This is a genomic window from Pseudomonas knackmussii B13 (assembly GCF_000689415.1).
Lineage (GTDB): Bacteria > Pseudomonadota > Gammaproteobacteria > Pseudomonadales > Pseudomonadaceae > Pseudomonas > Pseudomonas knackmussii.
The window spans coordinates 4,391,342-4,417,141 of the sequence record NZ_HG322950.1 but is presented as its reverse complement, the minus strand read 5'-3'; the positions used below and the strand labels follow the sequence as shown (position 1 = coordinate 4,417,141).

The 25,800-nt window shown below is 68.1% G+C and carries 22 protein-coding genes and 1 riboswitch; of the genes, 4 read left to right on the top strand and 18 right to left on the bottom strand.

Going from position 1 to position 25,800, the window contains the following annotated elements; translation table 11 throughout:
* Complete coding sequence (locus PKB_RS20745; RefSeq protein ID WP_043257574.1) at positions 1 to 2,874, top strand: HD domain-containing phosphohydrolase; 2,874 nt, start codon at positions 1 to 3, stop codon at positions 2,872 to 2,874.
* 419 nt (positions 2,875 to 3,293) lie between these two features.
* Here the strand turns inward: PKB_RS20745 and PKB_RS20740 are convergent, their stop codons facing one another.
* The 13 genes from PKB_RS20740 to PKB_RS20680 all read right to left on the bottom strand — a co-directional run bounded on the left by PKB_RS20740 (position 3,294) and on the right by PKB_RS20680 (position 18,091).
* A complete protein-coding gene (locus PKB_RS20740; protein WP_043254099.1) occupies positions 3,294 to 4,034 on the bottom strand; it encodes a murein L,D-transpeptidase catalytic domain family protein in 741 nt (246 codons plus the stop codon).
* Between the two features lie 83 nt (positions 4,035 to 4,117).
* Positions 4,118 to 5,158 (bottom strand): L,D-transpeptidase, encoded by a 1,041-nt coding sequence (locus tag PKB_RS20735; RefSeq protein WP_043254097.1) that lies wholly within the window; start codon positions 5,156 to 5,158, stop codon positions 4,118 to 4,120.
* Between the two features lie 83 nt (positions 5,159 to 5,241).
* Positions 5,242 to 5,937 (bottom strand): pseudouridine synthase, encoded by a 696-nt coding sequence (locus PKB_RS20730; protein WP_043254095.1) that lies wholly within the window; start codon positions 5,935 to 5,937, stop codon positions 5,242 to 5,244.
* The gene (locus tag PKB_RS20725) at positions 5,937 to 6,149 is read right to left on the bottom strand and encodes a cysteine-rich CWC family protein (protein ID WP_043254094.1); all 213 of its coding nucleotides are present in this window, start codon (positions 6,147 to 6,149) and stop codon (positions 5,937 to 5,939) included. The genes PKB_RS20730 and PKB_RS20725 overlap by 1 nt, the downstream gene beginning before the upstream one ends.
* A gap of 123 nt (positions 6,150 to 6,272) precedes the next feature.
* A complete protein-coding gene (locus PKB_RS20720; protein ID WP_043254092.1) occupies positions 6,273 to 7,097 on the bottom strand; it encodes a DUF4824 family protein in 825 nt (274 codons plus the stop codon).
* Positions 7,097 to 8,170, bottom strand: coding sequence for a DUF2157 domain-containing protein (locus PKB_RS20715; protein WP_043254091.1), 1,074 nt, complete (start codon positions 8,168 to 8,170; stop codon positions 7,097 to 7,099). Before PKB_RS20715 ends, PKB_RS20720 begins: the two co-directional genes overlap by 1 nt.
* Positions 8,171 to 8,255: 85 nt before the next feature.
* Complete coding sequence (atzF, locus tag PKB_RS20710) at positions 8,256 to 10,064, bottom strand: allophanate hydrolase (RefSeq protein WP_043254089.1); 1,809 nt, start codon at positions 10,062 to 10,064, stop codon at positions 8,256 to 8,258.
* Between the two features lie 46 nt (positions 10,065 to 10,110).
* A complete protein-coding gene (gene uca / locus PKB_RS20705) occupies positions 10,111 to 13,722 on the bottom strand; it encodes an urea carboxylase (RefSeq protein ID WP_043254087.1) in 3,612 nt (1,203 codons plus the stop codon).
* A 184-nt stretch (positions 13,723 to 13,906) separates the two neighbouring features.
* Positions 13,907 to 14,542: an urea amidolyase associated protein UAAP2 gene (locus tag PKB_RS20700; RefSeq protein WP_043254086.1), complete on the bottom strand. Its 636-nt coding sequence runs from the start codon at positions 14,540 to 14,542 to the stop codon at positions 13,907 to 13,909.
* 12 nt (positions 14,543 to 14,554) lie between these two features.
* Complete coding sequence (locus tag PKB_RS20695; RefSeq protein WP_043254084.1) at positions 14,555 to 15,283, bottom strand: urea amidolyase associated protein UAAP1; 729 nt, start codon at positions 15,281 to 15,283, stop codon at positions 14,555 to 14,557.
* Positions 15,284 to 15,293: 10 nt separating this feature from the next.
* Positions 15,294 to 16,112 carry an ABC transporter ATP-binding protein gene (locus PKB_RS20690; RefSeq protein ID WP_043254082.1) on the bottom strand — a complete coding sequence of 273 codons (819 nt, stop codon included), beginning with the start codon at positions 16,110 to 16,112 and terminating at the stop codon, positions 15,294 to 15,296.
* Positions 16,109 to 16,924: an ABC transporter permease gene (locus PKB_RS20685; protein WP_043254080.1), complete on the bottom strand. Its 816-nt coding sequence runs from the start codon at positions 16,922 to 16,924 to the stop codon at positions 16,109 to 16,111. Before PKB_RS20685 ends, PKB_RS20690 begins: the two co-directional genes overlap by 4 nt.
* Before the next feature lie 102 nt (positions 16,925 to 17,026).
* A complete protein-coding gene (locus PKB_RS20680) occupies positions 17,027 to 18,091 on the bottom strand; it encodes a putative urea ABC transporter substrate-binding protein (RefSeq protein ID WP_043254079.1) in 1,065 nt (354 codons plus the stop codon).
* 59 nt (positions 18,092 to 18,150) lie between these two features.
* Positions 18,151 to 18,249: riboswitch (guanidine-I (ykkC/yxkD leader) on the bottom strand.
* Between the two features lie 250 nt (positions 18,250 to 18,499).
* Here PKB_RS20680 and PKB_RS20675 point away from each other — a divergent pair.
* Both PKB_RS20675 and PKB_RS29910 read left to right on the top strand, forming a co-directional pair.
* Positions 18,500 to 18,748, top strand: coding sequence for a DUF1145 domain-containing protein (locus tag PKB_RS20675; RefSeq protein WP_043254078.1), 249 nt, complete (start codon positions 18,500 to 18,502; stop codon positions 18,746 to 18,748).
* A gap of 122 nt (positions 18,749 to 18,870) precedes the next feature.
* Entirely contained in the window at positions 18,871 to 19,038 is a 168-nt protein-coding gene (locus tag PKB_RS29910) for a hypothetical protein (RefSeq protein WP_167333373.1), read from the top strand.
* 31 nt (positions 19,039 to 19,069) lie between these two features.
* Here PKB_RS29910 and PKB_RS20670 read toward each other — a convergent pair whose 3' ends face one another.
* Positions 19,070 to 19,999, bottom strand: coding sequence for a LysR family transcriptional regulator (locus PKB_RS20670; RefSeq protein ID WP_043254076.1), 930 nt, complete (start codon positions 19,997 to 19,999; stop codon positions 19,070 to 19,072).
* A gap of 103 nt (positions 20,000 to 20,102) precedes the next feature.
* Between PKB_RS20670 and PKB_RS20665 the strand changes: the two genes are divergently transcribed.
* Entirely contained in the window at positions 20,103 to 22,088 is a 1,986-nt protein-coding gene (locus tag PKB_RS20665; protein WP_043254075.1) for an alkyl/aryl-sulfatase, read from the top strand.
* 146 nt (positions 22,089 to 22,234) lie between these two features.
* Here the strand turns inward: PKB_RS20665 and PKB_RS20660 are convergent, their stop codons facing one another.
* From PKB_RS20660 to PKB_RS20645, 4 genes are all read right to left on the bottom strand, one after another.
* On the bottom strand, positions 22,235 to 22,876 hold the full coding sequence (locus PKB_RS20660; RefSeq protein WP_043254072.1) for an NAD(P)-dependent oxidoreductase: 642 nt from the start codon (positions 22,874 to 22,876) through the stop codon (positions 22,235 to 22,237).
* Positions 22,877 to 22,992: 116 nt separating this feature from the next.
* Positions 22,993 to 23,622: a potassium channel family protein gene (locus tag PKB_RS30030; protein ID WP_043254070.1), complete on the bottom strand. Its 630-nt coding sequence runs from the start codon at positions 23,620 to 23,622 to the stop codon at positions 22,993 to 22,995.
* 26 nt (positions 23,623 to 23,648) lie between these two features.
* A complete protein-coding gene (gene mmsB, locus PKB_RS20650) occupies positions 23,649 to 24,533 on the bottom strand; it encodes a 3-hydroxyisobutyrate dehydrogenase (protein ID WP_043254068.1) in 885 nt (294 codons plus the stop codon).
* A 154-nt stretch (positions 24,534 to 24,687) separates the two neighbouring features.
* The gene (locus PKB_RS20645; protein WP_043254067.1) at positions 24,688 to 25,791 is read right to left on the bottom strand and encodes an enoyl-CoA hydratase/isomerase family protein; all 1,104 of its coding nucleotides are present in this window, start codon (positions 25,789 to 25,791) and stop codon (positions 24,688 to 24,690) included.
* Positions 25,792 to 25,800 lie beyond the last annotated feature (9 nt).

The following is a 25,800-nucleotide window of genomic DNA, read 5'->3' as shown; positions in this document are numbered from 1 at the left end:
ATGAAAGCGAAAAGACGCGGCATTCCACTGCAGGTCCTGCTAACCGGCGCCATCATCCTCAGCATGCTGGTACTCGCGGCGTCGCTGCTGATCCAGGGCTATCGGGGCGTCGAGGCCGCGATGGTGTCGGCAGCCGGGGAGGCCGCCGCGCAGCTCGGCATTACGGTCAACGAGCGTATCCGGCGCCTGCTGGACCCGGCGCAGAACACCTTGCGTCTGCTCAGCTATGACCGTATCTCGCAGGCCGACAACCTTTCCGCGCGCCTGGAGCGCCTGCCGGTCCTGGTCGAGAACCTGCGCGCCAACCGCACGCTGAGCGCGGTGTACATCGGTTATCCGAATGGCGAGTTCCTGCTGGTGCGCGCGCTCAACGCCGCCTCGGTGCGGGAGAAGCTCAAGGCGCCGCCGAAGGCGCTCTATCTGGTGCAGAGCCAGACGCTCGACGCGCAGAACGTGCCGCAGGGCGAGTGGCGCTTCTACGACGATCAGCTGCAGCTGCTTCAGCGCCTGGACATGCCCGACTACCATTTCGACGCTCGCCAGCGTGGCTGGTACCAGGAGGCATCCGCCAGTCGCACCACGGTTCTTACCCAGCCCTACGTGTTCTTCACCACCGGCGAGATCGGCTTGACCCTGGCGCAGCGCAGCGTCGATGGCGCCGCGGTGATCGGCATGGACGCCTCTGTCAACGACCTGGCCGAGGAAATGGGCGATCTGCGCCAGACCGTGCATACCGAGCTGGCAGTGATCGACGGGCACGATACCGTGATCGCCTATCCCGACCTGTCGCGTCTGCTCGTACGCGAGGGCCGCAAGGCGCGCCTGGCCAAGCTTGGCGAGCTGGGCGTGCCGAGCCTGAGTCGGCTGGCCGAGATCGGTGGCCAGCCCCGCATGGCGCAGGCCTATCGAGTCGACGGCGAGAACTGGTATGGCATCTGGGTGCCGCTGGCGAGTTTCGCCAGCACCCAGGCGCGCGTGCTGATCAGCATTCCCGCCGCCGAACTGCTGGCCGGAGCGCGGGCGACCCTGCTGCAGCAAGCCCTGTGGGGCGGCGTGCTGCTGTTGGTGTTGCTGCTACTCGGCTCGCTCATCGGCCGCCGCATCGCCCGCCCGCTGAACCAGCTGACCGAGCAGCTCGGCGCCCTGGCGGCCTTCGACTTCGCCCGCCCGGTGGGGGTGAACTCGCGGATCGCCGAAGTGCGCGAGCTCAGCCAGGTGCTGGGCGGCATGTCGAAGACCATCCGCAATTTCCAGGGCATCACTCTGAGCCTCAGCCGCGAGACGCGGCTGGACAGCATGCTCGCCGACGTGCTGTCGCGCCTGGTCGAGGCCACCGGCGTGCTCGGTGGCGCGGTCTACCTGCTGCACGAGGAGGAGAACCGCCTGGGCCTGGCCTGCGCGGTCAATGGCGAGCATTACCGGCAATCGCTGCCCATCCAGGGCTTCGACGAAAAGCAGTTGGCCTCATTGCTGGACCAGGCGCTGAGCGGCAGCGGCCGGCACATGGAAGTGGCCCTGCGCAATCGCAGCGAGGAACTGCTCGGCGTGCTGGTGCTGCAACTGCAGGAGGAGGGCGAGCGGCGGCGCAAACCGCGTCGGCCGTTCCGGCGCTTCGTCGAGGAGCTCTCCGGCGCCGCCGCCGTGGCCATCGAGACGCGCCAGTTGATCGAAGCGCAGCAACGCCTGCTGGACGCCATCATCAAGCTGCTGGCCGACGCCATCGACGCCAAGAGCCCCTACACCGGCGGGCACTGCGAGCGCGTGCCGCAACTGGCCGACATGCTCCTGCAGAAGGCCATCGACGACCGCGACCGCTATGCCGATTTCGCCATGAGCGACGCCGACCGCTACGAATTCCAGATCGCCGCCTGGCTGCACGACTGCGGCAAGATCACCAGCCCGGAATACGTGGTGGACAAGGCCACCAAGCTGGAGACCCTGTACAACCGCCTGCACGAAGTGCGCATGCGCTTCGAGGTGCTCTGGCGCGACGCCGAGATCGACTACTGGCGCGGTCTCGCCGAGGGTGGCGACAGCGCAGCACTGGGCGCGCGCCGCGATGCCGAACGGCAGGCGTTGCAGGAAGACTTCGCCTTCGTCGCCCAGGCCAACGTCGGCGGCGAGTTCATGAAGGACGAGGACATCGAGCGCCTGCAGCGGATCGGCGAACGCCGCTGGCTGCGCCACTTCGACGACCGCCTGGGCATTTCCCACGACGAAGCCGCGCGGCTGGTCGGCGTGCCGGCAGCCTCCTTGCCGGCGGAAGAACGCCTGCTCGCCGACAAACCCGAACACTGCGTGCCCTGGGGCGAGCGCAAGCCGCCGGTGGACAAGGACGACCCGCGCAACCGCTGGGGTTTCGACATGCGCCTGCCGCCCTGCGCGAGCAACTACGGCGAGCTCTACAACCTCGGCATCCGCCGCGGGACCCTCACCGACGAAGAGCGTTTCAAGATCAACGAGCACATCGTGCAGACCCTGATGATGCTCAGCGCCCTGCCGTTGCCCAAGCACCTCAAGCGCGTGCCGACCATCGCCGCCAACCACCACGAGAAGATGGACGGCACCGGCTATCCAAGACGCCTGGCGGGCGAGGACATGAGCATTCCGGAAAGGGTGATGGCGATTGCCGACATCTTCGAGGCCCTGACCGCCGCCGACCGCCCGTACAAGGCGCCCAAGACGCTCTCCGAATCGCTGAAGATCCTCGCCTTCATGGCCCGCGACCGCCACGTCGACAGCGAGCTGTTCCGCCTGTTCGTCGAAACCGGGGTATACCGCGAGTACGGCGAGAAATTCCTCCGCCCGGACCAGCTCGACGCGGTGGACGAAAAAGCGATGCTGGCGATCGTCGAGGCGCCCGCGAGGGCGTAGCGCTCTTCGTAGGCGCGAGGGGGACGCCTGGTTTTTGCTCGCGAATCACGCATGCCGGCTGACTGCAAAGCCGCTCGTTCTGCCGACCAGTCCCCTCTCCCGCTTGCGGGGGAGGGTTAGGGAGGGGGAGCGGAGTCTGGCCTGGCGCCGGCGCTGAGGTGAGGTCCGTAACCCACTCCCTGAGGAAGAGGGGCCGTTCGGCATGGGCGGATAGAGGCCGGCGTCATCCTGTAGGAGCGGACGCATCCGCGAAAAAATCTGTACCGATACCCCGTGTAGGAGCGGGCCATGCCCGCGATTCGCGGCCATGGGCCGCTCCTACAGGGAGACACCCTGCCAGGTCGTTTGCGGATGAATCCGCTCTTGCAGAGCCGAACAAGGGGAGGGGGGAGCGGGGCGGCGAACCGCCCCGGTGGGGCTCAGCGCTTGGCCAGCGTCGTCGCGCGGCCCAGGTTGGGCGCCTTGGCCACGGTGCAGCTGGCGCCGGCGAGGTACTGCGAATTGCTCAGCCAGTTCTGCTGCGGGTAGTAGGCGAACACGTAACTGCCTTGCGACAGCGTGTCGATCAGCCGCTTCGCCACTTGCGGACGTACCGCCGGGCAGCCCTGGCTGCGGCCGAGGCGGCCGAGGCCGGGGACCACTTTCGGGTCGGCGTAGGCGGCCGCGTGCATCACGATGGCGCGCTCTTCACTGTTGTCGTTGAAACCCGGCTCCAGGCCCAGCAGGCGCAGTGAGCGGCCGTGCTTGCCGCTGTAGGTGTTGCCGGTCTGGTAAAGGCCCAGCGACGACTGGTAGCTGTTCGGGCGGTTGGAGAAGGAAGTGGCGACGTCGTCGCCGCTGTTCTTGCCGTGGGCCACCCACTCCTCGAACAGCAGCTTGCGCTTGCTCAGGTCGAACACCCACAGGCGCTTGTCGCGCGAAGGCTTGGAGTAGTCGATGACGGTCAGCAGTTCGCCCTTGCCGCCCAGTTGGCTGCTGGCGCACTGGTATGCGCTGAGCGCCAGGCGCAAGGCCTGCAGGCTGGTGGCCGGGGCCAGGCGGTGGAGTTCCTCGGCGCTGGGCAGGGCAGCGGCGTGGACGGTGCCGCAGCCGAGCGCGAGAAGCGCGCCCACGGCAAGCAGCGGCCGGAGTTTCCCCCAGACGTTCGATACGGACGGCATGGCGCCGTTCCCCCCTTGGTGTTTTTCCTAAGGTCTAGTTTTGGTATAGCGCGCAAGTGCGCGAAATTGGGCCGGATTTTCGCTTATTTTTTGATCGATGCAGGTACCGCTTGTCGATCATTGGTGGTGATCACCGTGAAGTCCGAACTGCTTCGGGTATCGCGGCTGGAGGGCAGGTCGGTGATCACCAGGGTGCTGCCGACGTCCATCGCCAGCAGCAGCGAGCGCAGGAAATGCGAGTCCATGCTGAACTGGCCGAGCTGTTCGGAAGGCGTCAGCCCGGCCTGCGGGTTGCTCACCTGCACCGCGCTCCAGCGCAGGTTCGGGGTGGCGCTGGCGAGCTGTTCCGGCGTCGGCCGCTCGAGCAGCGAGAAGGCGGCGACGCCGGTGCGCGCGCCCGGATTGTCGATGGTCACCGGGGCGCTGCCGATCTGGGTGCCGCCGCGGTAGACGTAGGCACGCCGGTCGGCGCGGCTGATCAGCACCGATATCGGACCGACGGCCGCGCCCGGATCGTTCAAATAGGGCTCCGCCTCCGGGCTGGCCGGTCCGCTGGCCTTGCCGTCGCTGACCTGGGGCGCCAGCAGGCCGGGATGGTAGACCTCCACCGGCGAGCTCTTGGCGTCGGAGATGATCACCGTGGTGCTGGTGAAGCCGGTGACCTCATAGAGCTTCTTGGCGAAGGCCATCGGCATGCGGATGCAGCCGTGCGAGGCCGGGTAGCCCGGCAGGTTGCCGGCGTGCAGGGCGATGCCGTCCCAGGTCAGGCGCTGCATGTAGGGCATGGGCGCGCTGTCGTAGAGGTCGGAGTAGTACTCGACTTTCTTCTGCAGGATGGTGAATACGCCGGTCGGGGTTTCCCGGCCGCGCTTGCCGGTGCTCACGGTGGCGACGCCGATGGCGATGCCGTTGCGGTAAACGTAGGCGCGTTGCTCGGTCAGGCTGACCACCACGGTGACTGGCCCCTGCGGTGAAATTTCCGGGTACCAGAGGAACTGCCCTGGCTTGAGCTTCTTCAGCGCTGCCTGCAGGTCATTGAGCGGCGATCCGTGGCTGCTCGTGGCGGCCACGGCGGGAAGGGCGAACAGGCTGATCGCGAGCAGGGCGGCGTGCAGAGTCTTCATCGGAATCCTTCGAGAAGCGAGCGTCAACGCAGCTTAGTCGCGGCGTTGGTGCCCCTGCAATCGAGGATGCCAGACGGTCCGGCTCAGCCCGAAGCGGCTACTTCCGCGGCGCTCAGGGCCCGGTACTGGCCCGGTGCCAGGGCTGGGTCGAGGCTGATGCCCGCCATGCTTTCGCGGTGCAGGCGGGTGACCTTGTTCTGGAAGTGGCCGAACATCCGCTTGACCTGGTGGTAGCGGCCTTCGTGCAGGGTCAGGCGCGCGGCGCGGGTGTCGAGGATTTCCAGTTGCGCGGGCAGCGTGGTGAGGTCCTCGAAGCGGAAGTACAGGCCTTTGGCGAAGGTTTCCGCGTAATGCGCTTCGATCGGCTGCTCGGTCTCGACGTAGTAGACCTTCGGCAGCTTGCGCCCCGGCAGGGTCATGCGCCGCGACCAGAGGCCGTCGTTGGTGATCAGCAGCAGGCCGGTGCTGTTGTAGTCGAGGCGGCCGCCGATGTGCAGCTCGTGCTTGTCCGGCTCGTCGAGCAGGTCGAGCACGGTGCGGTGCTCGGCGTCGCGGGTCGCGCTGACGCAGCCTTCGGGCTTGTGCAGCATGAAGTAGCGCGCCGGCTTGCCGGCCTGCAGCACCTCGTCGTCCAGCTCCACGCGGCTGAACTCGCGCACCTCGAAGCGGCCGTCGCGCACCACTTCGCCGTCGACGCGCAGGCGGCCGGAGACGAGCAAGAGGCGCGCATCCTGGCGGCTGAAGCGGGGCAGGTTGGAGAGCAGGCGGTCCAGGCGCATCAGGTCGGTTCGTCTTCGGGCGGCAGGTTCTGCGCGCAGCGCGGGCAGAGGCAGGCGCGGTCGACCGATTCCGGGGCAATGCGCTGCAGGGCGACGGGGTCGATGGCCGTTTCGAAGCACCAGCAGGACGTGCCGTCCGCGGCCGGATCGGCCTGAGCGCAGCGGTTGCGCTGGCCGCAGAGCGGGCAGCGGGTGGGGTCGATGTCGGTCATGTCGCGGGGTCGGGAATTCGCCGGGCGCACAGGGTGCAGCGCGGCAGGGTGCGGTGCAAGGGGATTCGGATGCCTGGAGGTGTCGGCGGCGCATGAACGCGAACGGTCATGCGCCGTTGTTCGTCAGCGCGCCTGGATCTTCTCGATCCACGGCTCCAGGCGCTGGCCGAAATCCACCTCGGCGACGAAGGGTTGGGCGGCTTCCTGGGCGGCGCGTTGTTCGGCGCGGGGGGCGAGACCTTCGAGTTCCTCGTGCCAGCGCTTGGGCACGTTCAGTGCGCGTACGCCCTCGGTGCTGGCCATGCCGCCGATGATCCAGGCGCGGTTGCGGTATAGCGAGCTGGGCCGCACCTGGCCGTGGACGATGGCGTAGCGCTGGCGGTCCGGGTAGCGTGCGCGCAGGGCCTGCAGATCGTTGCCGGCGTCGGCGAGGAACAGGCGGCTGGCGCGTTGTCCCTCGTGCTCCAGGGCGTCGCGCTGGAAGTCGCGCTCGCTCTTGAGATGGACGTTGCCGGGGTCGCCGGCCAGCGCCCGTTCGGCCTGCGCCAGGCGCTGCTGGGCAAGCTGGAGTTCGCGCTGGTACAGCGGGCCGTCCAGTTCCAGCACCAGCAGGGCGTCGCGGGCCTGCTGGCGGTCGTAGGCCAGGGCGCTTTCGCGGTCGATGCGCTCGGGCACCGTGAAGCCCAGCGCGCGCATGCTGTCTGCCGGGATGCGCGGGGCCCAGGCGACGTTCGGCTCGTCGCTGGGGATGCGCCACAGCAAGCGCAGGCTGATGCCGCTGTTCTCGTTATGCCAGTCGCTGTTGCGCACCAGCTCGCGCTCGCTCAGTGCCAGGCGGCTGTCCGGCTCGCCGCTGCGGTTCCAGGCGGCGGCGCCGAGGGCCGCGGCATTGGCCAGGACGATCAGGCCGAGCCCGGCGAGCAGGCCCTGGGTACGTGTCCAGTTCATCACAGGCGCCCTCCCAGCAGGCCGTGGACGTTGCGCAGGTAGCGCAGGAACAGCAGGATCGCCACCGCGCCCAGCCCGAGGACCAGGAAGAACAGGTACTTGGGCAGCACCTCCCACCACCAGTCGAAGAACTTGGTGTAGAGGAAGATGACGAAGAAGGTCAGCCCGGTGTTCACCACCTCCGGCCACTCCTGCCGCGCGCCCAGCCAGATGGCCAGGGCCGCGCAGACGAAGCCGAGCAATTGGTAGAGGCTTTCCAGCTTGTGCGGGGCGAACGGCAGGTAGCTGGACCCGCCCCAGTTGGCCATCACCAGCATCGGCAGGAAGAGTGCGAGCAGGCCGAACACCCGGTAGATCGCGGCGAAACCGTCGAAGCGGTGCTGCTCGAAGACCAGCGGCACCAGGAAGATCAGCACGGCGGCGGGGAAGAAGTTCTCCGGGCGCTCGCCGACGTCGAGCCAATAGACCCCGCTCCAGGTGCCGCAGCGCGCGGCGATGAAGCCCATCAGGCAGATGAGCGCGGCGGCCAGCAACAGCCGCGACTGGCACAGGTAGGCCAGCAGCAGGGCGTAGGCGGCCCAGGGCAGCAGTGCGAGGTCGGACGGGGTGAGGTTGAAGATCTGCCCGATCATGCTGATGTTCAGCACCAGCGCGGCGAAGGCCAGCATGGCCGCCAGCTTGGCGAAGTAGCCGGACGCGTCGCGGCGCTGCAGCCAGAAGGTGGCCAGCAGCGTGAGCAGCGAGGCGCCGACCAGGATGGCGACCTGCGCGCCTTCGCCGAACAGTCCCCAGAACTGGTAGAAGAGGAAGAACAGGCTGGCTGCCAGGGCCAGCGCGCCGAGGAAGGACGCCACGCGCATGCCCAGCGACAGGCGGCTGTCCTGGCTGTCGCGGTCGATGTCGAACTGCGCGCGGTAGTCGTCGAGCAGGCGCAGGTGATGGGTTTCCACACGGGCGCGCTGGTCCGCGTCCAGCTCCAGCGCGCCTTCCTCGCCCAGGCGTCGCAGCTCCCGGTTGAAGGCGTGGATATCGTTGACCCGCTGCTGGGCGTCGTGGTGGCTGAGCATCGGCATGACACAACCTCGGCGATAGGCTTCCACTCACTCTAGCGACTCCCGCAGCACCCCTCCACTGCGTCCGGTCCGCGTACCGCGACCCTTAGCCGCGGCTGGCCAGCCAGGCTCTCCAGCCGCCGAAATGGCTGATGTCCTCGGCACCGGCGAGGCCCCAGCCGTCGCAGATGAAACCGGTCTCCCAGCGGCCGTCGGCCAGCTCCACCTTGCCCAGCCCCAGCGGCGCCGGGATGCCGGTGAGGAAGGAGCCGAGCTCGGCGCTGGGCAGTTCCCAGATCTCCACTTCGATGGCCGTGCCGCCTTCCGCCACCCGGACCATGCCTGGCCGCAGCGGCGGGCCGCCGGCCAGGGCGTAGAGCTTGTAGGCCGGCGCGCTTTGAGTGGCTTCGAGCAGGCGCGCGCCGCGCTGGCGCAGTTGCCAGTTCAGCGCCAGGCCGTCGAGGTGGGCGCCGCACACCACCAGCCGCGCGCGGTCGCTGCGTGCGGATACGGCGGGCGCAGGACTGTTCAGCGCATTGCCGCCGACCAGTGGTAGCGCGTTGTGGCGTTGCAGCGCGTCGCCCAGGCCGAGCAGGTACTGGTCGGTGAAGGCGCGGCCGAACAGCGTCAGGCCCCAGGGCAGGCCATTGGTCATGAAGGCGCTGGGCAGCGCCAGGGCGGCGTAGTCCAGCAGGTTCATGAAGTTGGTGTAGTAGCCCAGCTGCGAGTTGCGCAGCACGGGTGCGGCGTGCAGTTCGTCGAGGGTGACGGGGCGGCCGATGGTCGGGGTCAGCACGCAATCCAGCTCGGCGATGATCGCGTCGCATTGCGCCTTGAGTTCCTGCAGGCGGTACTGCGCGCGGAACAGCTCCACCGCGCTGGCGCCAGGGGCTTTTTCCAGCACCGCGCGGATCACCGGCAGCACGGCCTGCGGATCGCGCTCGATCAGCTCGCCGGCGACGCTGTAGCGCTCGGCCACCCAGGGGCCTTCGTAAAGCAGTCGAGCGGCTTCGAGGAAGGGCGCGAAATCGATCTCCACCGGTGTGCCGCCGATGCCGCGCAATTGTTCGATGGCCTGGGCGAACAGCGCCGGCCCCTCGTTGCAGCCGAAGAATTCGAGGTCCTGGGCGCGGGGAACGCCGAAGCGGAACGGGCGTGGCGTACCGAAGGCGCTGCCGTCGTTCCAGGAAGGATTGGTGCGGCTGTAGCCATCTTGTGGATCGTGGCGCGCGCTCAGGGCCAGCAGCTCGCTGGCCTCGGCGGCCGTGGCGGTGAAGTAGGTGATGCAGTCGAGCGTGCGGCAGGCCGGCACCAGGCCGTGGTTGGACAGCAGGCCCTTGCTCGGTTTCAGGCCAACGAGATTGTTCAGCGCCGCCGGCACGCGGCCGGAGCCGGCGGTGTCGGTGCCCAGCGCGAAGCTGGCCACGCCGAGGGCCACGGCCAGCGAGGAGCCGGCGCTGGAACCGCCGGACGGGAACTCCGGCAGCACGCTGTTCGGGCATTCGCCATAGGGCGAACGGGTGCCGTTGAGGCCGGTGGCGAACTGGTCGAGGTTGGTCTTGCCCAGCGGCACCGCGCCCAGCTCGATCAGTCGCTGCACCAGCGTGGCCGATTCACTCGGCGTATAGGCGAAAGCCGGGCAGGCGGCGGTGGTGGGGATGCCGGCCAGGTCGATGTTGTCCTTGATGGCGAAGGGGATGCCGTAGAGCGGCAACTGCTCGGGTGACTTGCCGTCGAGCGCCGCGAGGTAGGGCTCAAGCTCCGCCAGCGTCAGCAGGTGGATGAACAGGTGGTAGTCCGGGTTCAGCGCGGCGGCCTTGTCGCGCAGCTCGGCGATCAGCTGGCGCGGGGTGCTGCGGCCTTCGCGGTAGGCGGCGCGCAGGGTGGATAGGCGGAGGTCGAAGGGTTGGCTCATCTGTTTTTCCTCAATAGGTTCCGGGCGATTCGCGGCGTTGCGCGGATCAAGCCTCTTCCAGCACCACCACCCGCTGTCCCGCCCGCACCGGCGAACCGGGCTGCACGCGGACCTCGCGGACCACGCCGTCGCGCGGGGCGGTGAGGGGGATTTCCATCTTCATCGACTCGAGGATCACCAGGGTGTCGCCGGCCTTCACGCTGGCGCCCTCGCTCACCTGCACCTGCCAGAGGTTGCCGGCGACGTGGCTCTCGATGGCGTGCTGGCCGGCTTCCAGGGGCGCGTCCTCGCCCAGCTCCGGTGCAACTTCCTCGCTCTCGAAATGCGCCTGGCCGGAGGCGATCCAGCGTTGCCGTTCGGCGTCGAAGGCGGCGCGCTGGTGCGTGCGGAAGGCCTCGATGCTCTCGGCCTCGCGGCCCAGGAAGGCCTGGTAGTCGGCCAGGCACAGCTCGCTTTCCTCGATGCGCAGCGGATAGCGGCCGAGCGGAAAGTCGCGGCGGATGCGCAGCAACTCCTCGGCGCTCACCGGGTAGAAGCGGATCTGGTCGAAGAAGCGCAGTAGCCAGGGCTTGCCGCCGAAGGCCTCGACGGCGCGGTAGCGGTTCCACATCTGCAGGGTGCGGCCGACGAACTGATAGCCGCCGGGGCCTTCCATGCCGTACACGCACATGTAGGCGCCGCCGATACCTACCGAGTTCTCCGCGGTCCAGGTGCGTGCCGGGTTGTACTTGGTGGTGACCAGCCGGTGGCGCGGGTCCAGCGGCGTGGCCACGGGCGCGCCGAGGTAGACGTCGCCCAGGCCCATCACCAGGTAGCTGGCCTCGAACACCGTGCGGTACACGGCCTCAAGGTCAGGCAGCTCGTTGATGCGGCGGATGAACTCCAGGTTGCTCGGGCACCAGGGTGCGTCCTTGCGCACCGTGGTCATGTATTTCTCGATGGCCAGCTGACAGGCCGGGTCGTCCCAGGACAGCGGCAGGTGGACGATGCGCGAGGGCACCTTGAGGTCGCGCGCGGCGCAGACGCCGTCCCACAGGCCGGCGACGGTTTCCAGCAGCTTCGCAAGCGGCAGGGCTTCGGGCTGGTAGTGCACTTGCAGCGAGCGGATGCCCGGGGTGAGGTCGATCACGCCTTCCAGCGCCAGGGCTTCCAGGGCCTGCATCAGCGCGTGGGCGCGGAAGCGCAGCACCAGGTCGAGCTCGGGCTGGCCGATCTCCAGCAGCAGGTGGGTGTCGCCGGAAAGGCGCGCGACCAGGCGGGTGTCGTCCTGGCCGAGGTCGAGGACGATGGGGGAGGTGAGGGCGGTGCCGGGGCTTCCCTCTCCCCCCGTCCTCTCCCGCAAGCGGGAGAGGGTGCTGTCCGTGCCGGCCCTGGCCAGTTCGCGCGCCGTGGCGATATCCACCGGTTCGAAGCGCACCTTGTCCCCGGCCTTGAGCTGGCCGAGCTGCCAGAGGTCGGCCTCGATCACCGTCACCGGGCAGACGAAGCCGCCCAGGCTCGGGCCGTCCGGGCCGAGGATCACCGGCATGTCGCCGGTGAAGTCCACCGCGCCGATGGCGTAGGGGTTGTCGTGGATGTTCGACGGGTGCAGGCCGGCCTCGCCGCCGCTGTCGCGCACCCATTCGGGTTTCGGGCCGATCAGGCGCACGCCGGTGCGGCTGGAGTTGAAGTGGACTTCCCAGGCAGTGGCGAAGAAGGTCTCGATGTAGGCCGGGGTGAAGTATTCCGGCGCGCCGTGCGGGCCGTAGATGACGCGGATGCGCCGCAGCTCCGGCAGCTCGGTGCATTGCTCGGCGGGCAGGCGGGCGCCGTGGCTGGCGTCACTCAGTTCCGCCAGGTGCAGCACATCGCCGGCGCGCAGGGCGCGGCCGCCGTGGCCGCCGAACTGGCCGAGGGTGAAGGTGCTCTTGCTGCCCAGGTAGTCCGGCAGTTGCAGGCCGCCGCGCAGGCACAGGTAGCTGCGCGCGCCGGCACCGGAAATGCTGCCCAGGGCGAGAGTCGAGCCGGCGGGCAGGAAGAGCGCGGTGTCCATCGGTTGCTCGACACCGTCCAGGCTCAGGGCGATGCGCGCGCCAGTGACGGCGACCACGGCGTCGGTGTTGAAGCGCAGGGTCGGGCCGCTCATGGTAATTTCCAGGCCGGCGGCGCCTTCCGGGTTGCCCAGCAGGCGGTTGCCCAGGCGCAGCGCGCGGTCGTCCATCGGCCCCGACGGCGGCACGCCGACCGCCCAGTAGCCGAGGCGGCCGGGGAAGTCCTGCACGCTGGTCTGGGTGCCGGCGCTCAACACCTCGAAAGTCTGCGCGCGGTAGCGCAGGCCTTCCAGGCAGCGGGTCCAGGGCGAGCCGCTGGCGAAGGGCACGTCGGCGAGGATCTGCCGCAGGTAGTCGCGGTTGCATTCCACGCCGTACAGCAGGCTGTCGGCCAGTGCGCGGTCGAGGCCGGCGCGGGCTTGTTCGCGGTCCGGCGCCCAGGCGATCAGCTTGGCGATCATCGGGTCGAAGTAGGGCGGGATCTCGCAGCCGGCCTCGACCCAGGTGTCGATGCGCAGCGCCTTGCCATCCGCTGGCGGGAAGGCGACGGCGGTGAGCAGGCCGGGGCTGGGCTGGAAGTCGCGGCCCGGGTCCTCGGCATAGAGGCGCGCCTGGATGGCGTGGCCTTGCGGTTTCAGCGCGGCGGCCAGCTCGGCCAGCGCGCCGGCAGGGTCGCCGGCCGCCAGTTCGATCATCCAGCGCACCAGGTCGACGCCCCAGACCTGCTCGGTGACGCCGTGCTCCACCTGCAGGCGGGTGTTCACTTCGAGGAAGTAGAAGCGCTCGGCCAGGCTGTCGTAGACGAACTCGACGGTGCCGGCGCTGCGGTAGTTCGCCGCCTTGGCCAGCTTGATCGCCGCCGCGCAGAGCTCGTCGGCCATGCCGGCCGGCAGGTTAGGCGCGGGGGTTTCCTCCAGCACCTTCTGGTTGCGCCGCTGCACCGAGCAGTCGCGCACGCCGAGGGCGATGACTTCGCCCTGGCCGTCGCCGAACACCTGCACTTCCAGGTGGCGGGCGCGTTCGATGTACTTCTCGATGAACACGCCGGAGTCGCTGAAGTTGTTCTGCCCCAGGCGCTTCACCGCGTCGAAGGCGTCGGAGAGCTCCTGCGCCGAGCGGCACACGCGCATGCCGATGCCGCCGCCGCCGGCGGTGCTCTTGAGCATCACCGGGTAGCCGACGGTTTCGCCGGCGGCCAGCGCGGCGTCGAGGTTTTCCAGCAGGTCGGTGCCTTCGAGCAGCGGCACGCCCTGTTCGCGCGCCAGGGCGCGGGCGGTGTGCTTGAGGCCGAACAGGCGCAGCTGCTGCGGCGTCGGGCCGACGAAGGCGATGCCTGCCGCTTCGCAGGCTTCGGCGAAGGCGGCGTTTTCAGAGAGGAAGCCGTAGCCCGGGTGGATGGCCTGGGCGCCGCTTTCACGGGCGGAGGCGAGGATCTTGTCGACTACCAGGTAGGTGCTGGCGGCGGGGCCGGCGCCCAGCTCGAAGGCTTCGTCGGCCTGCTGTACGTGCAGGCTGGCGGCGTCGGCTTCGGCGTAGACCGCCACGCCCTTCACTTCGAGCTGACGCAGGGTGCGCAGGATGCGGCAGGCGATGGCGCCGCGGTTGGCGATCAGGAGCTTGTCGAACATGAGGAAGTCCCCATGGGGTGGCGGGCCGTCCCGCCGTCATTCGGTCTGCGCCACGGTCGTCCGTGGTCGGGTTGTAGGAGCGCGCCATGCGCGCGATTCGCGGGCATGGCCCGCTCCTACGGTTTCAGGCATTGCCCGGAGCGGCTCTGGCAGAGCAGGAAGAGCAGGGCGCGCAGGCGCTGGCTCAGTCCCATACCAGCAGCTCCGCCGGGGTCGGGTTGTAGGCGTTGCATGGGTTGTTCAGCTGCGGGCAGTTGGAGATCAGGACGATCACGTCCATGTGCGCGAGCAACTCGACGTACTTGCCGGCGGCGGAGATGCCGTCCTCGAAGGTCAGGCCGCCTTCCGGGGTGACCGGCACGTTCATGAAGAAGTTGATGTTGTGGCTGATGTCGGCCTTGCTCAGGCGCCCGTCGTGCAGGCTGGCGCGCAGGAAGTTGTCGCGGCAGCTGTGCATGTAGCGCTTGTCCAGGGCGTAGCGCACGGTGTTGCTTTCCTGGGCGCAGGCGCCGCCGAGGGTGTCGTGGCGGCCGCAGGTGTCGGCGACGATGGTCAGCATCGGGTTGCCGAGGTTGGAATAGAACACGCTGCCGGCGGAGAGGTAGACGCGCCCCTGTTTACGCAGGGTGCGCTGTACGTCATAGCGCTCGCGCGGATTGGCGGCGCTGTAGAAGAGGGTATCCACCGCCTGGTTGCCTTCCAGGTCGAGTATGCGCAGGGTCTGGCCGGCCTTGAGTTCGGTGAGGCTGGGTTCGCCGGCGGGGATCAGGGTGCGCGAGAAGGCGGCTTCGGGGTGTTTGTCGCTGGGGACGATGGGCATGCTCGCGTTCCTTCAGATGAACAGGCGTTCGGTGTTGTGGAAACCGCGGCCGTTTTCCGGGCGCGAGGTTCGGCAGAGCACGCTGATGCCGTCGCTGGCGACCTCGTGCCAGGACAGGCCGATGGGCTTGGGTGCGTATTGCGTGTTCGGGTCCATCGGGTGCTGCAGCGCAGTGAGCACGACGAGCGTGTCCATCGGCGCGTAGAGCTCCACGTAGTCGCCGGCTTTGGAATTGCCGGGTACGAAGTGGAAGCAGCCGTCGGCGTCCACATCCACGCGGCTGAACAGGTTCAGGCACATCAGCAGGTCCTGCAGGCGCATGTCCCACTTGCCCATTTCCACCAGCAGGTTGTCCGCGCCGTTGCGGAAGAAACCGTTGCGCAGTTCCTGGTAGCGGCCCTGGCCGTACTTCTCCAGCACTTCGGCGGCGTTGAGCACGCCGCCGAAGCTGTCGTGCCAGCCACAGGTGTCGGCGCTGATGGCGGCTAGCACGCGGCCCATGTCGGAGTAGAGGCAATGCCCGGCGGTAAACTTGGCGGTGTGCTGGCACTTGAGGCTGTCCGGCAGGTTCAGCCGTTCGCTTTTCTCGGCGGCGTTGAACAGCAGCACGGCGAGGTTGCCACCGCCTTCGATATCGGTGATGCGCAGCAGCTGGCCGCGCTTGAGTACGAAAGAGGTGTGGCCGCCGCCGGGGACGGTTTCTTCGTAGAGGGTCGAGCGCAGGGCGAGGGATGCGGTCATGTCGGGTTCCTTAATAGGCCGGCGTGATCAGGGGCGCGGCGGGGGTCTCGCCGGACGCTTCCAGGCGCGCGGCAAGCGGGGCCGGCAGGGCCGCGCGGGCGGCGCGGCGATCGGCGTTGAGCGGGATGTCGTAGGTGATGCGCGCGCCGTAGGCGTTGGGCGCGTGCGGGTCGTGGCGGACCTTGTCGAAGACCAGCAGGCGGGTGCCCAGGCTGAAGCCTTCGGCGAGGTCGTGGGTAACCATGAACACGGTCAGCCGGGTTTCCTGCCAGAGGTCGAGCAGCAGCAGGTGCATGTCCTTGCGGATGCCCGGGTCGAGGGCGCCGAAGGGCTCGTCGAGGAGCAGCACGCGCGGCTTCATGATCAGCGCCTGGGCGATTGCCAGGCGTTGCTGCATGCCGCCGGAGAGGGCGCTGGGGTACTTGTCCAGGGCATGGCCGAGGCCGACTTTCTTCAGCAGTTCGGCGGCCTGTTCGCGGGCTTCGCGGCGGGCGGCGCCGAACAGCCGGCCGAGCAGCTTGGCGCGGGGCAGTTCGAGGCCGAGCACCACGTTGTCGAGCACGGTCAGGTGCGGGAACACCGAGTAGCGCTGGAACACCACGCCACGGCTCGGGTCGGGCTCGCCGGGCAGCGCCTGGCCGTCGAGCAGCAGCTCGCCGCGGCTGGGGCGCTCCTGGCCGAGCAGCAGGCGCAGGAAGGTCGACTTGCCGCAGCCGGAGGCGCCGACCAGGGTGCAGAACTCGCCCTCGTTCACGCTCAGGTTGAGACTTTCGAGGATCACGTTGCCGGCGTATTCCTGCCAGACGTTGCGGACCTGGATGAAGCTCATGCCTTGCCTCCTTCGTACCAGGGGAAGGCGCGCCGGGTCAGCACGCGCAGGGCCCAGTCCATCAGCCAGGCGAGCAGGGTGATCCAGACCACGTAGGGGACGATCACGTCCATCGCCAGGTAGCGGCGCACGAGGAAGATGCGGTAGCCCAGGCCGTCGGTCGAGGCGATGGCCTCGGCGGCGATGAGGAACAGCCAGGCCGAGCCGAGCATCAGGCGCAGGGAGATCAGTAGGCGCGGCAGCAGCTGCGGCAGCACCACGCGCAGGATCAGGGTCCAGGTATTGGCGCCGAGGGTCTGCGCCTTGATCAGCAGCTCGCGGGGGATTTCCCGGGCGCGCTGCTCGATGTCGCGGGCGATGCAGGGGGCGACGCCGATGACGATCAGCACCACCTTGGACAGCTCGCCGAGGCCGAAGACGATGAACAGGATCGGCAGCAAGGCCAGCGGCGGCACCATCGACAGCACGGTGAGCAGCGGCGACAGCGGCGCGCCGAACAGCGGCACGCTGCCGGCGGCGATGCCCAGCGTGAGGCCGAGCAATGCGGCGATGCCAAGGCCCAGGCCGAGACGTTGCAGGCTGGCGCCGGTGTCGCCCCAGAACAGCACTTCGCCGGTGCGCTTGTCCTCGCTGAAGGCCAGGCGGTCGACGGCATCGACCATCTGCGCGGCGCTGGGCAGCAGCTTGTCGTTGGGGTTTTCCGCCAGCCGCGACGCCGAACCGGTGAAGTAGGCGAACAGCAGCAGGGCGAAGGGCAGCAGCACCAGGAACAGGCGGCTGCCGCGGTCGGGTTGCAGGTTGATCAGGCGCATATCGTCTACCCGTAGAAGGTGGCTGTAGGAGCGGATCTCATCCGCGAATCGCGCTGGAGGAGCCGGTCATCGCGGACAAGGTCCGCTCCTACGGTCTGCGGCTCAGAGCTTCCCTTCCGCCGCCATCTGCACGTAGCTCGGGTCGAAGCGCAGCTTGAGGTTGCCGGCGTCGCCCAGGGCCACGCCGTTGGCGAAGCTCATGCCGACCGCGTCGGGGCTCTTGGCGCCTTCGCCGAGCAGGCCGTGGGCGAAGGAGAATTTCGCCACCTTCTGCATGGTGTCCGGCAGGCCGGCGCTGGTGGCGAAGGCCAGGGCCTCGGCCGGGGTGGCGAAGAGCTTGGTGGTGGCGAGCTGCGACTGGTAGCCGGCGAGGTCGGTGCCGGAGGCCTTGGCCATGTGTTCCAGGGCTTCCTTGCTCTGCGCGTTGTCGGCCTTCATCAGGGCCACGGTCTCGAACCAGGCGCCGGTCAGCGCCTTGCCCAGGGCGGGGTTGTCCTTCAGCGTCTGGCTGTTGACCACCATCATGTCCATGATCTCGCCGGGCACCTTGCTGGAGTCGAACACCTCGGTGGTGCCGGGCTTGGCGCGGGCTTCGGCGAGCATCGGGTTCCAGGTGGTCACCGCCTGCACCTCGTCGGTGTTGAAGGCGGCGGCGATGTCGGCGTCGGACGTGTTGACGGTCTTCACGTCCTTCTCGGCGAGCTTGGCGGTCTCCAGGGCGCGGGCGAGCAGGTAGTGGGAGACCGACAGCTCGACCAGGTTGACCTTCATGCCCTTGAGGTCGGCGAGGGTCTTGCCTTCGCCCTTGAGGACGATCCCGTCGTTGCCGTTGGAGAAGTCGCTGACGATCAGCGCGGTGGAGTCGACGCCGCCGGCGGCGGGGATGGTCAGGGCGTCCATGTTGGTCATGGTGCAGCCGTCGAACTGGCCGGCGGTGTACTGGTTGATCGACTCGATGTAGTCGTTGAGCTGGGTGATCTTGATGTCGATGCCGTACTTCTTCGCCCACTTGTCGACGATGCCGTGGCTGGCGGCGTATTCCCAGGGCATCCAGCCGGCGTAGATGGTCCAGCAGAGGTTGAAGCTGTTCTTGCTCGCGGCGGAGGCGGAGAGGCTGACGGCGGCCAGGGCGGCGGCCAGCAGGGCGGTGAGGCGGGACTTGCGCATGGGAACCTCCAGGTCGGTTGTCGGGCAGGCGGGAGTCGGGCGGCGGTGGCGTCGCGCTCTTCTCCCGGGCTTTTGTCCCGCCGTGTAACCTCGCTGGAGGTCGATGGCTCTCGGACCAGACGCCCGCAACGCGAGCCGGAACCCTAGCCATCCATTTCGAATTGTGGTGCCGCGAACCCGCATGGCGGGTGACTCCTGCACATCGATCCCTAAGCGATAGGCGTGCCAACTACGCGGCGCTCCCGTGGCAGAGCGGCCGCGCCACTTCCGGCGGCGCGCGCGCGGTGTCGGCGTGCCCCGCCATGCAGCACGTCGCCACATCCTGGTGCGCGCCAGTCGAAAGTCGGTGTCGAGGCGCCCTGGCCTCACGGCAGACTGCGGCGACCAATCCCCATCGGAGTCGTCCCCATGTCGCACCTGCTGTCCTTCGCCAAGGGCGCGCTGGCCATGTTCTGGCTGGCCGCCGCGGTCAACCTGGTCTACCCGTTCGGCGAGCTGCATCGGCCGCTGTTGCTGCTGGCCGGCGTGCTGCTGGTGGTGCATGCCGGCGAGGTGCTGCTGTTCGGCAAACGCCTGAAACAGCGCCCGCAGCCCTGGCTGGAGCGCCTGCAGGTGCTGCTCTTCGGCGTCCTGCATCTGCCCGCCATGCGTCCGTAAATCGATGATTTACAAAAGCTTTACCTGAGGCTGTGGCACTCGCTGCAAGGCGCTCGGTCTGATCTATCAAGTCGCTGCTACGCGCTTTCGCGAAGCGGACTTGCCCAGATCAGGAGTTAGCCGTGCGTCGCTTGTTCATTGCCTTGCTGTTGTTCCTGCCGTTGTCCGGCTGCGTGGTCTACGAACACGATCACGGCTGGCGCGGGCCGCGCTACTACGGCCCGCCGGCTCATTACTACGATCACGATCGATATGACCACGATCGCTACGACCGCGACTGGCGGCGTTGATCGCGCTGACTGACGGCACCTTCGGGTGCCGTCAGCTTTTTCGCTTGCCGTCTTCGACCGGATGGCCTTCGGTCTCCAGCAGCAATTCGAGGAGGCCCCCAGCCGCCGGCGACAGGCTGCGGCTGGCATGGCGCACCAGGCCGTAGGCAGAGCGGCGCAGCGTGGCGTCGCCGGCCAGGCGCGGCCAATGCAGCGCAGCCAGGCGTCCGCTGGCGATGTCGGCGGCGACCACGTCGGCCACCGCCAGGCAGAGCATGTCGCTGCCGCGCACCAGTTCCTTGAGCATCAGTACGTCGTCGCATTGCACGTCCAGCGGCTGCTCGCGGCCGAGCGTCTGCACCAGACGGTGATGAGCGTCGCGCGGCAGGCGCGGGCCGGCCAGGGGGAAGTCGAGCAGGCGCTCGATGCCGGGCTCCGCCTCGCTCAACAGCGGATGGCCGGGGCGGCAGAACAGCAGGCTGTCGTGCTCGCGTAGCGGAAGGATGTCGAGGCGAGGATCGTCCATGAGTTCGCGGCAGTCGGCGACGAAGAGTTCCAGCTCATCGTCGAGCAGCCGCTGGTGCAGCTCGCCCCAGTTCTCGATCGACAGCACCAGGCTGACCTTCGGGTGCGCCCGGCTGAACGCGGCCAGCACCTGCGGCATCAGGCGCGCGGCGGGGAAGGGGCCCGAGCCCAGGCGCAGCTCGCCGGCGCCCATTTCGCCCAGCTGGCGCACCGCGTTGTCCAGTGCGCGGCTGCCGGCGAGCAGGCGGCGGGCATGTTCCAGCACCAGTCGGCCATGGGCGGTGAGGGTGATGCCGCGCGGATTGCGGTCGAGCAGACGGCAGTCGAGCTGGCTTTCCAGCGCCTGGATGCTGCGCGAAAGCGCGGGTTGACTAAGGTTTACTGCCTCGGCGGCGCGGGCGAAGTGACCGTATTCGGCGAGGGCGACGAAGTGGCGGAGCTGGCGAAGGTCGGTCATGCGCATACTGCATTGAAGTAGATAAAGGAATGCATTGGAATTATTGATCCTCGCGGCGGCATAGTGCCAGGCATTCCCATAACAAAAACCGGAGTTCCTTCGCATGATGCGTCTGTCCGCCGCCGTCCTCCTGGCCGGCCTGTCTCCCCTGCTGCTCGCCGCCGACGATCCCGCCGATGCGCCCAAGGCGCCGAGCACCTTCACCATCGCCGCGCAGCAGAAGGTCCGCGAGTCGCTCCCGTTCAGCGACCGCGCCGACTTCGAGCGGGTCGAGAAGGGCCTGATCAAGCGCCCGCCGGCGCTGGAGATCAAGAACGAAGACGGCAGCGTGGCCTGGACCCTCGGCGGCTTCGACTTCCTCAATGCCGGCAAGGACTTCGACAGCATCAACCCGAGCCTGCAGCGCCAGGCCCTGCTCAACCTCAAGTACGGCCTGTACAAGGTCACCGACGGTGTCTACCAGGTACGTGGCTTCGACCTCGCCAACACCACCTTCATCGAAGGCAAGACCGGCTGGATCGTCATCGACACCCTGACCACCCCGGCCACCTCGAAGGCCGCCTATGCGCTCGTCAGCCAGGAGCTAGGGCAGAAGCCGATCAAGGCGATCATCTACAGCCACGCCCACGTCGACCATTTCGGCGGGGTGAAGGGGCTGGTCAGCCAGGAACAGGTGGACAAGGGCGAGGTGCAGATCATCGCGCCCAAGGGCTTCATGGAGGCGGCGATCAAGGAAAACGTGCTGGCCGGCAACGCCATGCTGCGCCGCGCCACCTACCAGTACGGCACGGAATTGCCACACGGGCCGACGGGCCTGGTGGACATGGCCATCGGCAAGAACGTCGCCCACGGCCCCATGTCCCTGATCGCGCCGACCAGGGTGATCGAACGCGACGACGAGCAGTTGGACATCGACGGCGTGACCTTCGCCTTCCAGAACACCCCGGGTACCGAATCGCCGGCGGAGATGAACATCTGGATGCCGCAGCAGAAGGCCCTGATGATGGCCGAGAACGTCACCGCGACCCTGCACAACCTCTACACCCTGCGCGGTGCCGAGACCCGCGATGCGCTGGGCTGGAGCAAGTACATCAACGCCGCGCTGCACCGCTATGGCGACCAGGCCGAAGTGATGCTGGCCGTGCACAACTGGCCGCGCTGGGGGCACGACGACATCGTTCGTACCCTGGAGAAGGAGCGCGACCTGTACGGCTACCTCAACGACCAGAGCCTGCACCTGGCCAACCAGGGCGTGACCATCAACCAGATCCACGAGCGCTTCCAGTTGCCGCCGGAACTGGCCAACGAATGGTTCAACCGCGGCTACCACGGCTCGGTCAGCCACAACGTGCGCGCGGTGGTGAACAAGTACCTGGGCTACTACGACGGCAACCCGGCGACGCTCAACCCGCTGGCGCCGGAGGATTCGGCGAAGAAATACGTGGAGTTCATGGGCGGCGCGGAGCACCTGCTGCAGATGGCGCAGAAATCCTTCGACCAGGGCGAGTACCGCTGGGTGGTGGAGGTGGTCAACAAGCTGGTCTTCGCCGAGCCGGACAACCAGGCCGCCCGCCGCCTGCAGGCCGACGCCCTGGAGCAGCTCGGCTACCAGTCGGAGAACGCCGGCTGGCGCAACAGCTACCTGGCCGCCGCCGACGAACTGCGCCACGGCGTGCCGCGCAACCTGCCATCGCTTAAGACCTCCAGTTCCGACGCCCTGGCGGCGATGGATACCGGCCTGCTGTTCGACTACCTGGGCGTGCGCCTGAACGCCGGCAAGGCCGAGGGCGAGGATTTCGCCATCAACCTGGTGCTGCCGGATCTCAAGCAGCAATACCTGCTGGAGCTGAAGAACTCGCACCTGAACAACATCCAGGGCGTGCAGAGCGACAAGGCCGGGCAGACGGTGACCATCGACCGCGTCGACCTCAACCGCTTGCTGCTCAAGCAGGTCAACCCGGTGGTGCTGATCGCCGAGGGCAAACTGAAGAGCTCGGGCAACCCGCTGCTGCTGCCCAAGCTGTTCGGCATGCTGGACGACTTCGACTTCTGGTTCGACATCGCCACGCCGGCGAAGCGGGAGGGGTAACGGAAACGGCGCTTTTCGTAGGAGCGAGCTTGCTCGCGAACGGCTGCGGCACAGGGCTTGTTCGCGAGCAAGCTCGCTCCTACAAGAGCAGGCTGCCGCAGGACGCAGGGCGCATAACCCCCGAGGGGGTTATGCGCCTTGTCGTTTCAATAAGCCACGGTGAACCGCTGCTGGTGATGCGCCGGTTTCTCCGCCTCGTCGAGCATGGCGACGGCGAGGTCGGGCAGCGAGATGCGGCTTTCGCCCTTGGCATCGAACAGCACCTGGTCGCCGCCGATGCGGAAGCTGCCGGTGCGGGTTTCGCCTTCGAGGAGCATGGCCGGGCTGAGGAAGGCCCAGTCCAGGTCTTTCTCGCCGCACAGTTGGTCGAGGGCATCGGCGGCGCCGAGGGCGCCCTGTTTCCACTGCTCGGGGAATTCCGGGCTGTCCACCAGGCGTTGACCGGGCGCGATCTCCAGGCTGCCGGCGCCGCCGAGCACCAGCAGTCGCTTCACCCCGGCCGCCTTGGTGCCTTCGAGGATGGCGCGGCTGCCATTGGCGTGGGCGTTGCGGATGTCCGGGTTGCCCCAGCCGGCGTTGAAGGCGCTGATCACCACGTCATGTCCGGCCACCGCCTTGGCCACCTGTGCGGCGTCGTAGACATCCGCCTGGACTGCGCTGACGCCATCGCGGCCGGCCAGCTTCGCCGGGTCGCGCACCAGTGCGGTCACCGCATGACCACGGCGCAGGGCTTCTTCCAGGAAATAATGGCCGACGTGGCCGGTGGCGCCGATCAGGGCGATTTTCATGGGGCATCTCCTTTGTCTGGGCCGCGATTGCGGCGGGAAAGGCGCCCATGATCGGCTGGTGCGGGGCGTGGAAAAACCACTGGAACAGCCATGCACTCATTAGCTGGGCTTCACAATCAATCGGTTGGCTCATTGATCAGCGACAGGCCCCGAGCCACCGCCACGGAGATGAACAGCACACCCAGGACGGCTTCGCTGGTCGCCAGTAGGCGGGTGATCGGCAGCAGCGGCTGGATGTCGCCGTAGCCGACGGTGGTGAGGGTGATCAGGCTGAAATAAACGAAGCTGTCCAGGTGCAGTTCGCTGCCCGGTGGGCCGAATCCGCCGGGCAGGTAGCGCTGGATCAAGGCGTAGAGCAGGGCATAGGCCAGGGCCAGCTGCAGGTAGAGTGCGCTCAATCCGTAGAGCAGTTCGCCGGTCACCGGGCGTTCGCGGGCTACACGGCGGAACAGCGTGACGAGCAGGACGGCATAGAAGGCCAGCAACGGCGGCGTGCGGTCGAAGTACGGTGAATGCCCATTGAGCTCGGCGAGCAGCGAGAAAACGACGCACGCGCTACCGAACAGCGCCGCCAGGATAATCCAGCCGCGACGTTGCGGCAGGCTGTTGATACCGCTTAGCACCAGCGTCAGCAGCGCGATCTGGTCCAGCGCCAGCGGCGGTTGCGGGAAGCCGAGCACCAGCAACATGAAGACGCTGCTGAAGAACAGCAGGCGAAAGCGGAAACGGTGCAGGAAGCCGGGCATCTCCATGCTCTCCGATGTGTCTGTGTTCAGTGATCGAAGAGCTTCTGCACCACCGAGAAGTCCTTGTCGCCGAAGCCCTGGCGCAGCAGCAGGCGATACAGGCTGGTGGCCAGGCTGCCCATGGGCGTGCTGTTGCCGCTGACCAGCGCGGCTTCCTGGGCCAGGCCCAGGTCCTTGACCATAAGCGCGGTGAGGAAACCGCCTTCGTAGCCGCGCGTGGCCGGGGCATTCTCCATCACTCCCGGCCAGGGGTTGTAGACCTCCAGGGCCCAGTTGCCGCCGGAGCTGCGGCGCATGATCTCGGACAGCACGCGCGGATCGAGACCGTTGGCGACACCCAGCGCGAGAGATTCGGCGGTGCCGATCATCAGCACGGCGAGCAGTTGGTTGTTGCACACCTTGGCGACCTGGCCGGCGCCGTCGGAACCGGCATGGAAGATGTTGCGGCCCATGGCGGAGAACACCGGTTTCGCTTGTTCGAGCACGTCGGCATCGCCGCCGACCATGAAGGTCAGGGTGCCGGCGATGGCACCACCGACGCCGCCGGACACCGGCGCGTCGAGCATCGGGATGCGCAGTTCGGCAGCGGCCTTGTGCACCTTGCGCGCCGAGGCCGGGGCGATGGTCGAGCATTCGAGGACCAGGGTGCCGGGGGTGATGTGCCGGAGCAGGCCTTCTTCGCCGAGGTAGAGCCCTTCGACATGGTGGCTGGCCGGCAGCATGGTGATCACCACGTCGGCGCCGTCCACCGCGTCGTGGGCGCTGCGCGTGGCGTTGGCGCCAAGTGGCACCAGGCCGTCCATGGCGCTCTGCACCAGGTCGAAGACCCGCAGCAGGTAACCGGCCTTGAGCAGGTTGGCGGCCATGGGCGCGCCCATGTGGCCGAGGCCGATGAAGGCTATCTGTTTCATCCGCGTTCTCCTCTGGTTGCCAGGGCGAACGCGTCGATGCCGCCTACTGGGCTCCCGCGTTCGCGGGAGTGACGGGGACGGGCGTGGTGCCCATACCCGTCTTCCCCGCGAGGGCGGGGACCCAGCAGATAGCCGATCGGGAAGGGCGGGGGGATCAGAGATCCGCCAGCGGGTGCGCGCCCTCCCAGGTCGCCTCGAAATGCGCGTCCACCACTGCCTCAGGTATGGCAGCGATATCCGGCCAGTGCCAGTGCGGCGCGTTGTCCTTGTCGATCAGGCGCGCGCGCACGCCTTCGGCGAACTCCGGATGGCGGCAGCAGTTCAGGCTCATCGCGTATTCCATGCGGAACACCTCGGCGAGCGACGAATGGCGGGCGCGACGGATCTGTTCCCAGACCAGCCGGGCAGTCAGCGGACAGCCGCTGGCCATGGTCCGGGCGGCCTTCGCCAGCAGCAGGTCGGCGTCGTTCTGCTTGGCGGCCAGGGCCTGCCAGGCGTCGGCGGCGTCGGCCACGTCGAGCAGCGCGTCGAGCCGTTCGCGGCGCGGCAGCAGCTGGGCCTCGGGCAGTTCGCCCCGGGCTTCGTGCTCCAGGGCGCGCAGCAGGCTGTGCAGTTGCACTTCCGGCTGCTCGCGCCAGTTCAGTTGCACCAGTCCGGCGAGCAGGGCGTCCTGCTGGTTGTCGAGGAGGAAGCGGTCGGCGAGGTCGAGGTCCAGGGCGTCGCGGGCGTTCAGCTGGGTCGCGCCCAGGCCGAGGAACAGGCCCAGGCGACCCGGCAGGCGGGCGAGGAACCAGCTGGCGCCGACGTCCGGGTACAGGCCGATGCTGATTTCCGGCATGGCCAGGCGGCTGGACGGGGTGACGATGCGCATGCCGGCGCCCTGCATCAGGCCCATGCCGCCGCCCATCACGTAGCCGTGGGCCCAGCAGATCAGCGGCTTGCCGAAGGTGTGGATGAGGTGGTCGAGGCGGTATTCGTCGGCGAAGAAGCGCCGCGCGAGTTCAGGCACCTCGCCGGGGTGTTCGCGGCAGGCATCGACCAGCTTGCGCACGTCGCCGCCGGCACAGAACGCCTTGGCGCCCGCGCCGCGAAGCAGCACGCAGGCGATGTGCGGGTCCTCGCGCCACAGCTTCAGGCGCTGGGCCAGGGCCTCGATCATCGGCAGGCTGAGGGCGTTGAGGCTCTTTTCCGCGTCGAGGGTGGCGATGCCGATGCGGTAGCCGTGCAGTCCGGAGCGTTCCTCGAAGAGTACGTTCATGGCCCTTTC

Excerpts from the sequence above, each read along its gene's own strand:
- PKB_RS20745 (WP_043257574.1), top strand. The coding sequence starts at position 1 with ATGAAAGCGAAAAGACGCGGCATTCCACTGCAGGTCCTGCTAACCGGC.
- PKB_RS20740 (WP_043254099.1), bottom strand. The coding sequence starts at position 4,034 with ATGCCGTCCGTATCGAACGTCTGGGGGAAACTCCGGCCGCTGCTTGCC.
- PKB_RS20735 (WP_043254097.1), bottom strand. The coding sequence starts at position 5,158 with ATGAAGACTCTGCACGCCGCCCTGCTCGCGATCAGCCTGTTCGCCCTT.
- PKB_RS20730 (WP_043254095.1), bottom strand. The coding sequence starts at position 5,937 with ATGCGCCTGGACCGCCTGCTCTCCAACCTGCCCCGCTTCAGCCGCCAG.
- PKB_RS20725 (WP_043254094.1), bottom strand. The coding sequence starts at position 6,149 with ATGACCGACATCGACCCCACCCGCTGCCCGCTCTGCGGCCAGCGCAAC.
- PKB_RS20720 (WP_043254092.1), bottom strand. The coding sequence starts at position 7,097 with ATGAACTGGACACGTACCCAGGGCCTGCTCGCCGGGCTCGGCCTGATC.
- PKB_RS20715 (WP_043254091.1), bottom strand. The coding sequence starts at position 8,170 with ATGCCGATGCTCAGCCACCACGACGCCCAGCAGCGGGTCAACGATATC.
- atzF (WP_043254089.1), bottom strand. The coding sequence starts at position 10,064 with ATGAGCCAACCCTTCGACCTCCGCCTATCCACCCTGCGCGCCGCCTAC.
- uca (WP_043254087.1), bottom strand. The coding sequence starts at position 13,722 with ATGTTCGACAAGCTCCTGATCGCCAACCGCGGCGCCATCGCCTGCCGC.
- PKB_RS20700 (WP_043254086.1), bottom strand. The coding sequence starts at position 14,542 with ATGCCCATCGTCCCCAGCGACAAACACCCCGAAGCCGCCTTCTCGCGC.
- PKB_RS20695 (WP_043254084.1), bottom strand. The coding sequence starts at position 15,283 with ATGACCGCATCCCTCGCCCTGCGCTCGACCCTCTACGAAGAAACCGTC.
- PKB_RS20690 (WP_043254082.1), bottom strand. The coding sequence starts at position 16,112 with ATGAGCTTCATCCAGGTCCGCAACGTCTGGCAGGAATACGCCGGCAAC.
- PKB_RS20685 (WP_043254080.1), bottom strand. The coding sequence starts at position 16,924 with ATGCGCCTGATCAACCTGCAACCCGACCGCGGCAGCCGCCTGTTCCTG.
- PKB_RS20680 (WP_043254079.1), bottom strand. The coding sequence starts at position 18,091 with ATGCGCAAGTCCCGCCTCACCGCCCTGCTGGCCGCCGCCCTGGCCGCC.
- PKB_RS20675 (WP_043254078.1), top strand. The coding sequence starts at position 18,500 with ATGTCGCACCTGCTGTCCTTCGCCAAGGGCGCGCTGGCCATGTTCTGG.
- PKB_RS20670 (WP_043254076.1), bottom strand. The coding sequence starts at position 19,999 with ATGACCGACCTTCGCCAGCTCCGCCACTTCGTCGCCCTCGCCGAATAC.
- PKB_RS20665 (WP_043254075.1), top strand. The coding sequence starts at position 20,103 with ATGATGCGTCTGTCCGCCGCCGTCCTCCTGGCCGGCCTGTCTCCCCTG.
- PKB_RS20660 (WP_043254072.1), bottom strand. The coding sequence starts at position 22,876 with ATGAAAATCGCCCTGATCGGCGCCACCGGCCACGTCGGCCATTATTTC.
- PKB_RS30030 (WP_043254070.1), bottom strand. The coding sequence starts at position 23,622 with ATGCCCGGCTTCCTGCACCGTTTCCGCTTTCGCCTGCTGTTCTTCAGC.
- mmsB (WP_043254068.1), bottom strand. The coding sequence starts at position 24,533 with ATGAAACAGATAGCCTTCATCGGCCTCGGCCACATGGGCGCGCCCATG.
- PKB_RS20645 (WP_043254067.1), bottom strand. The coding sequence starts at position 25,791 with ATGAACGTACTCTTCGAGGAACGCTCCGGACTGCACGGCTACCGCATC.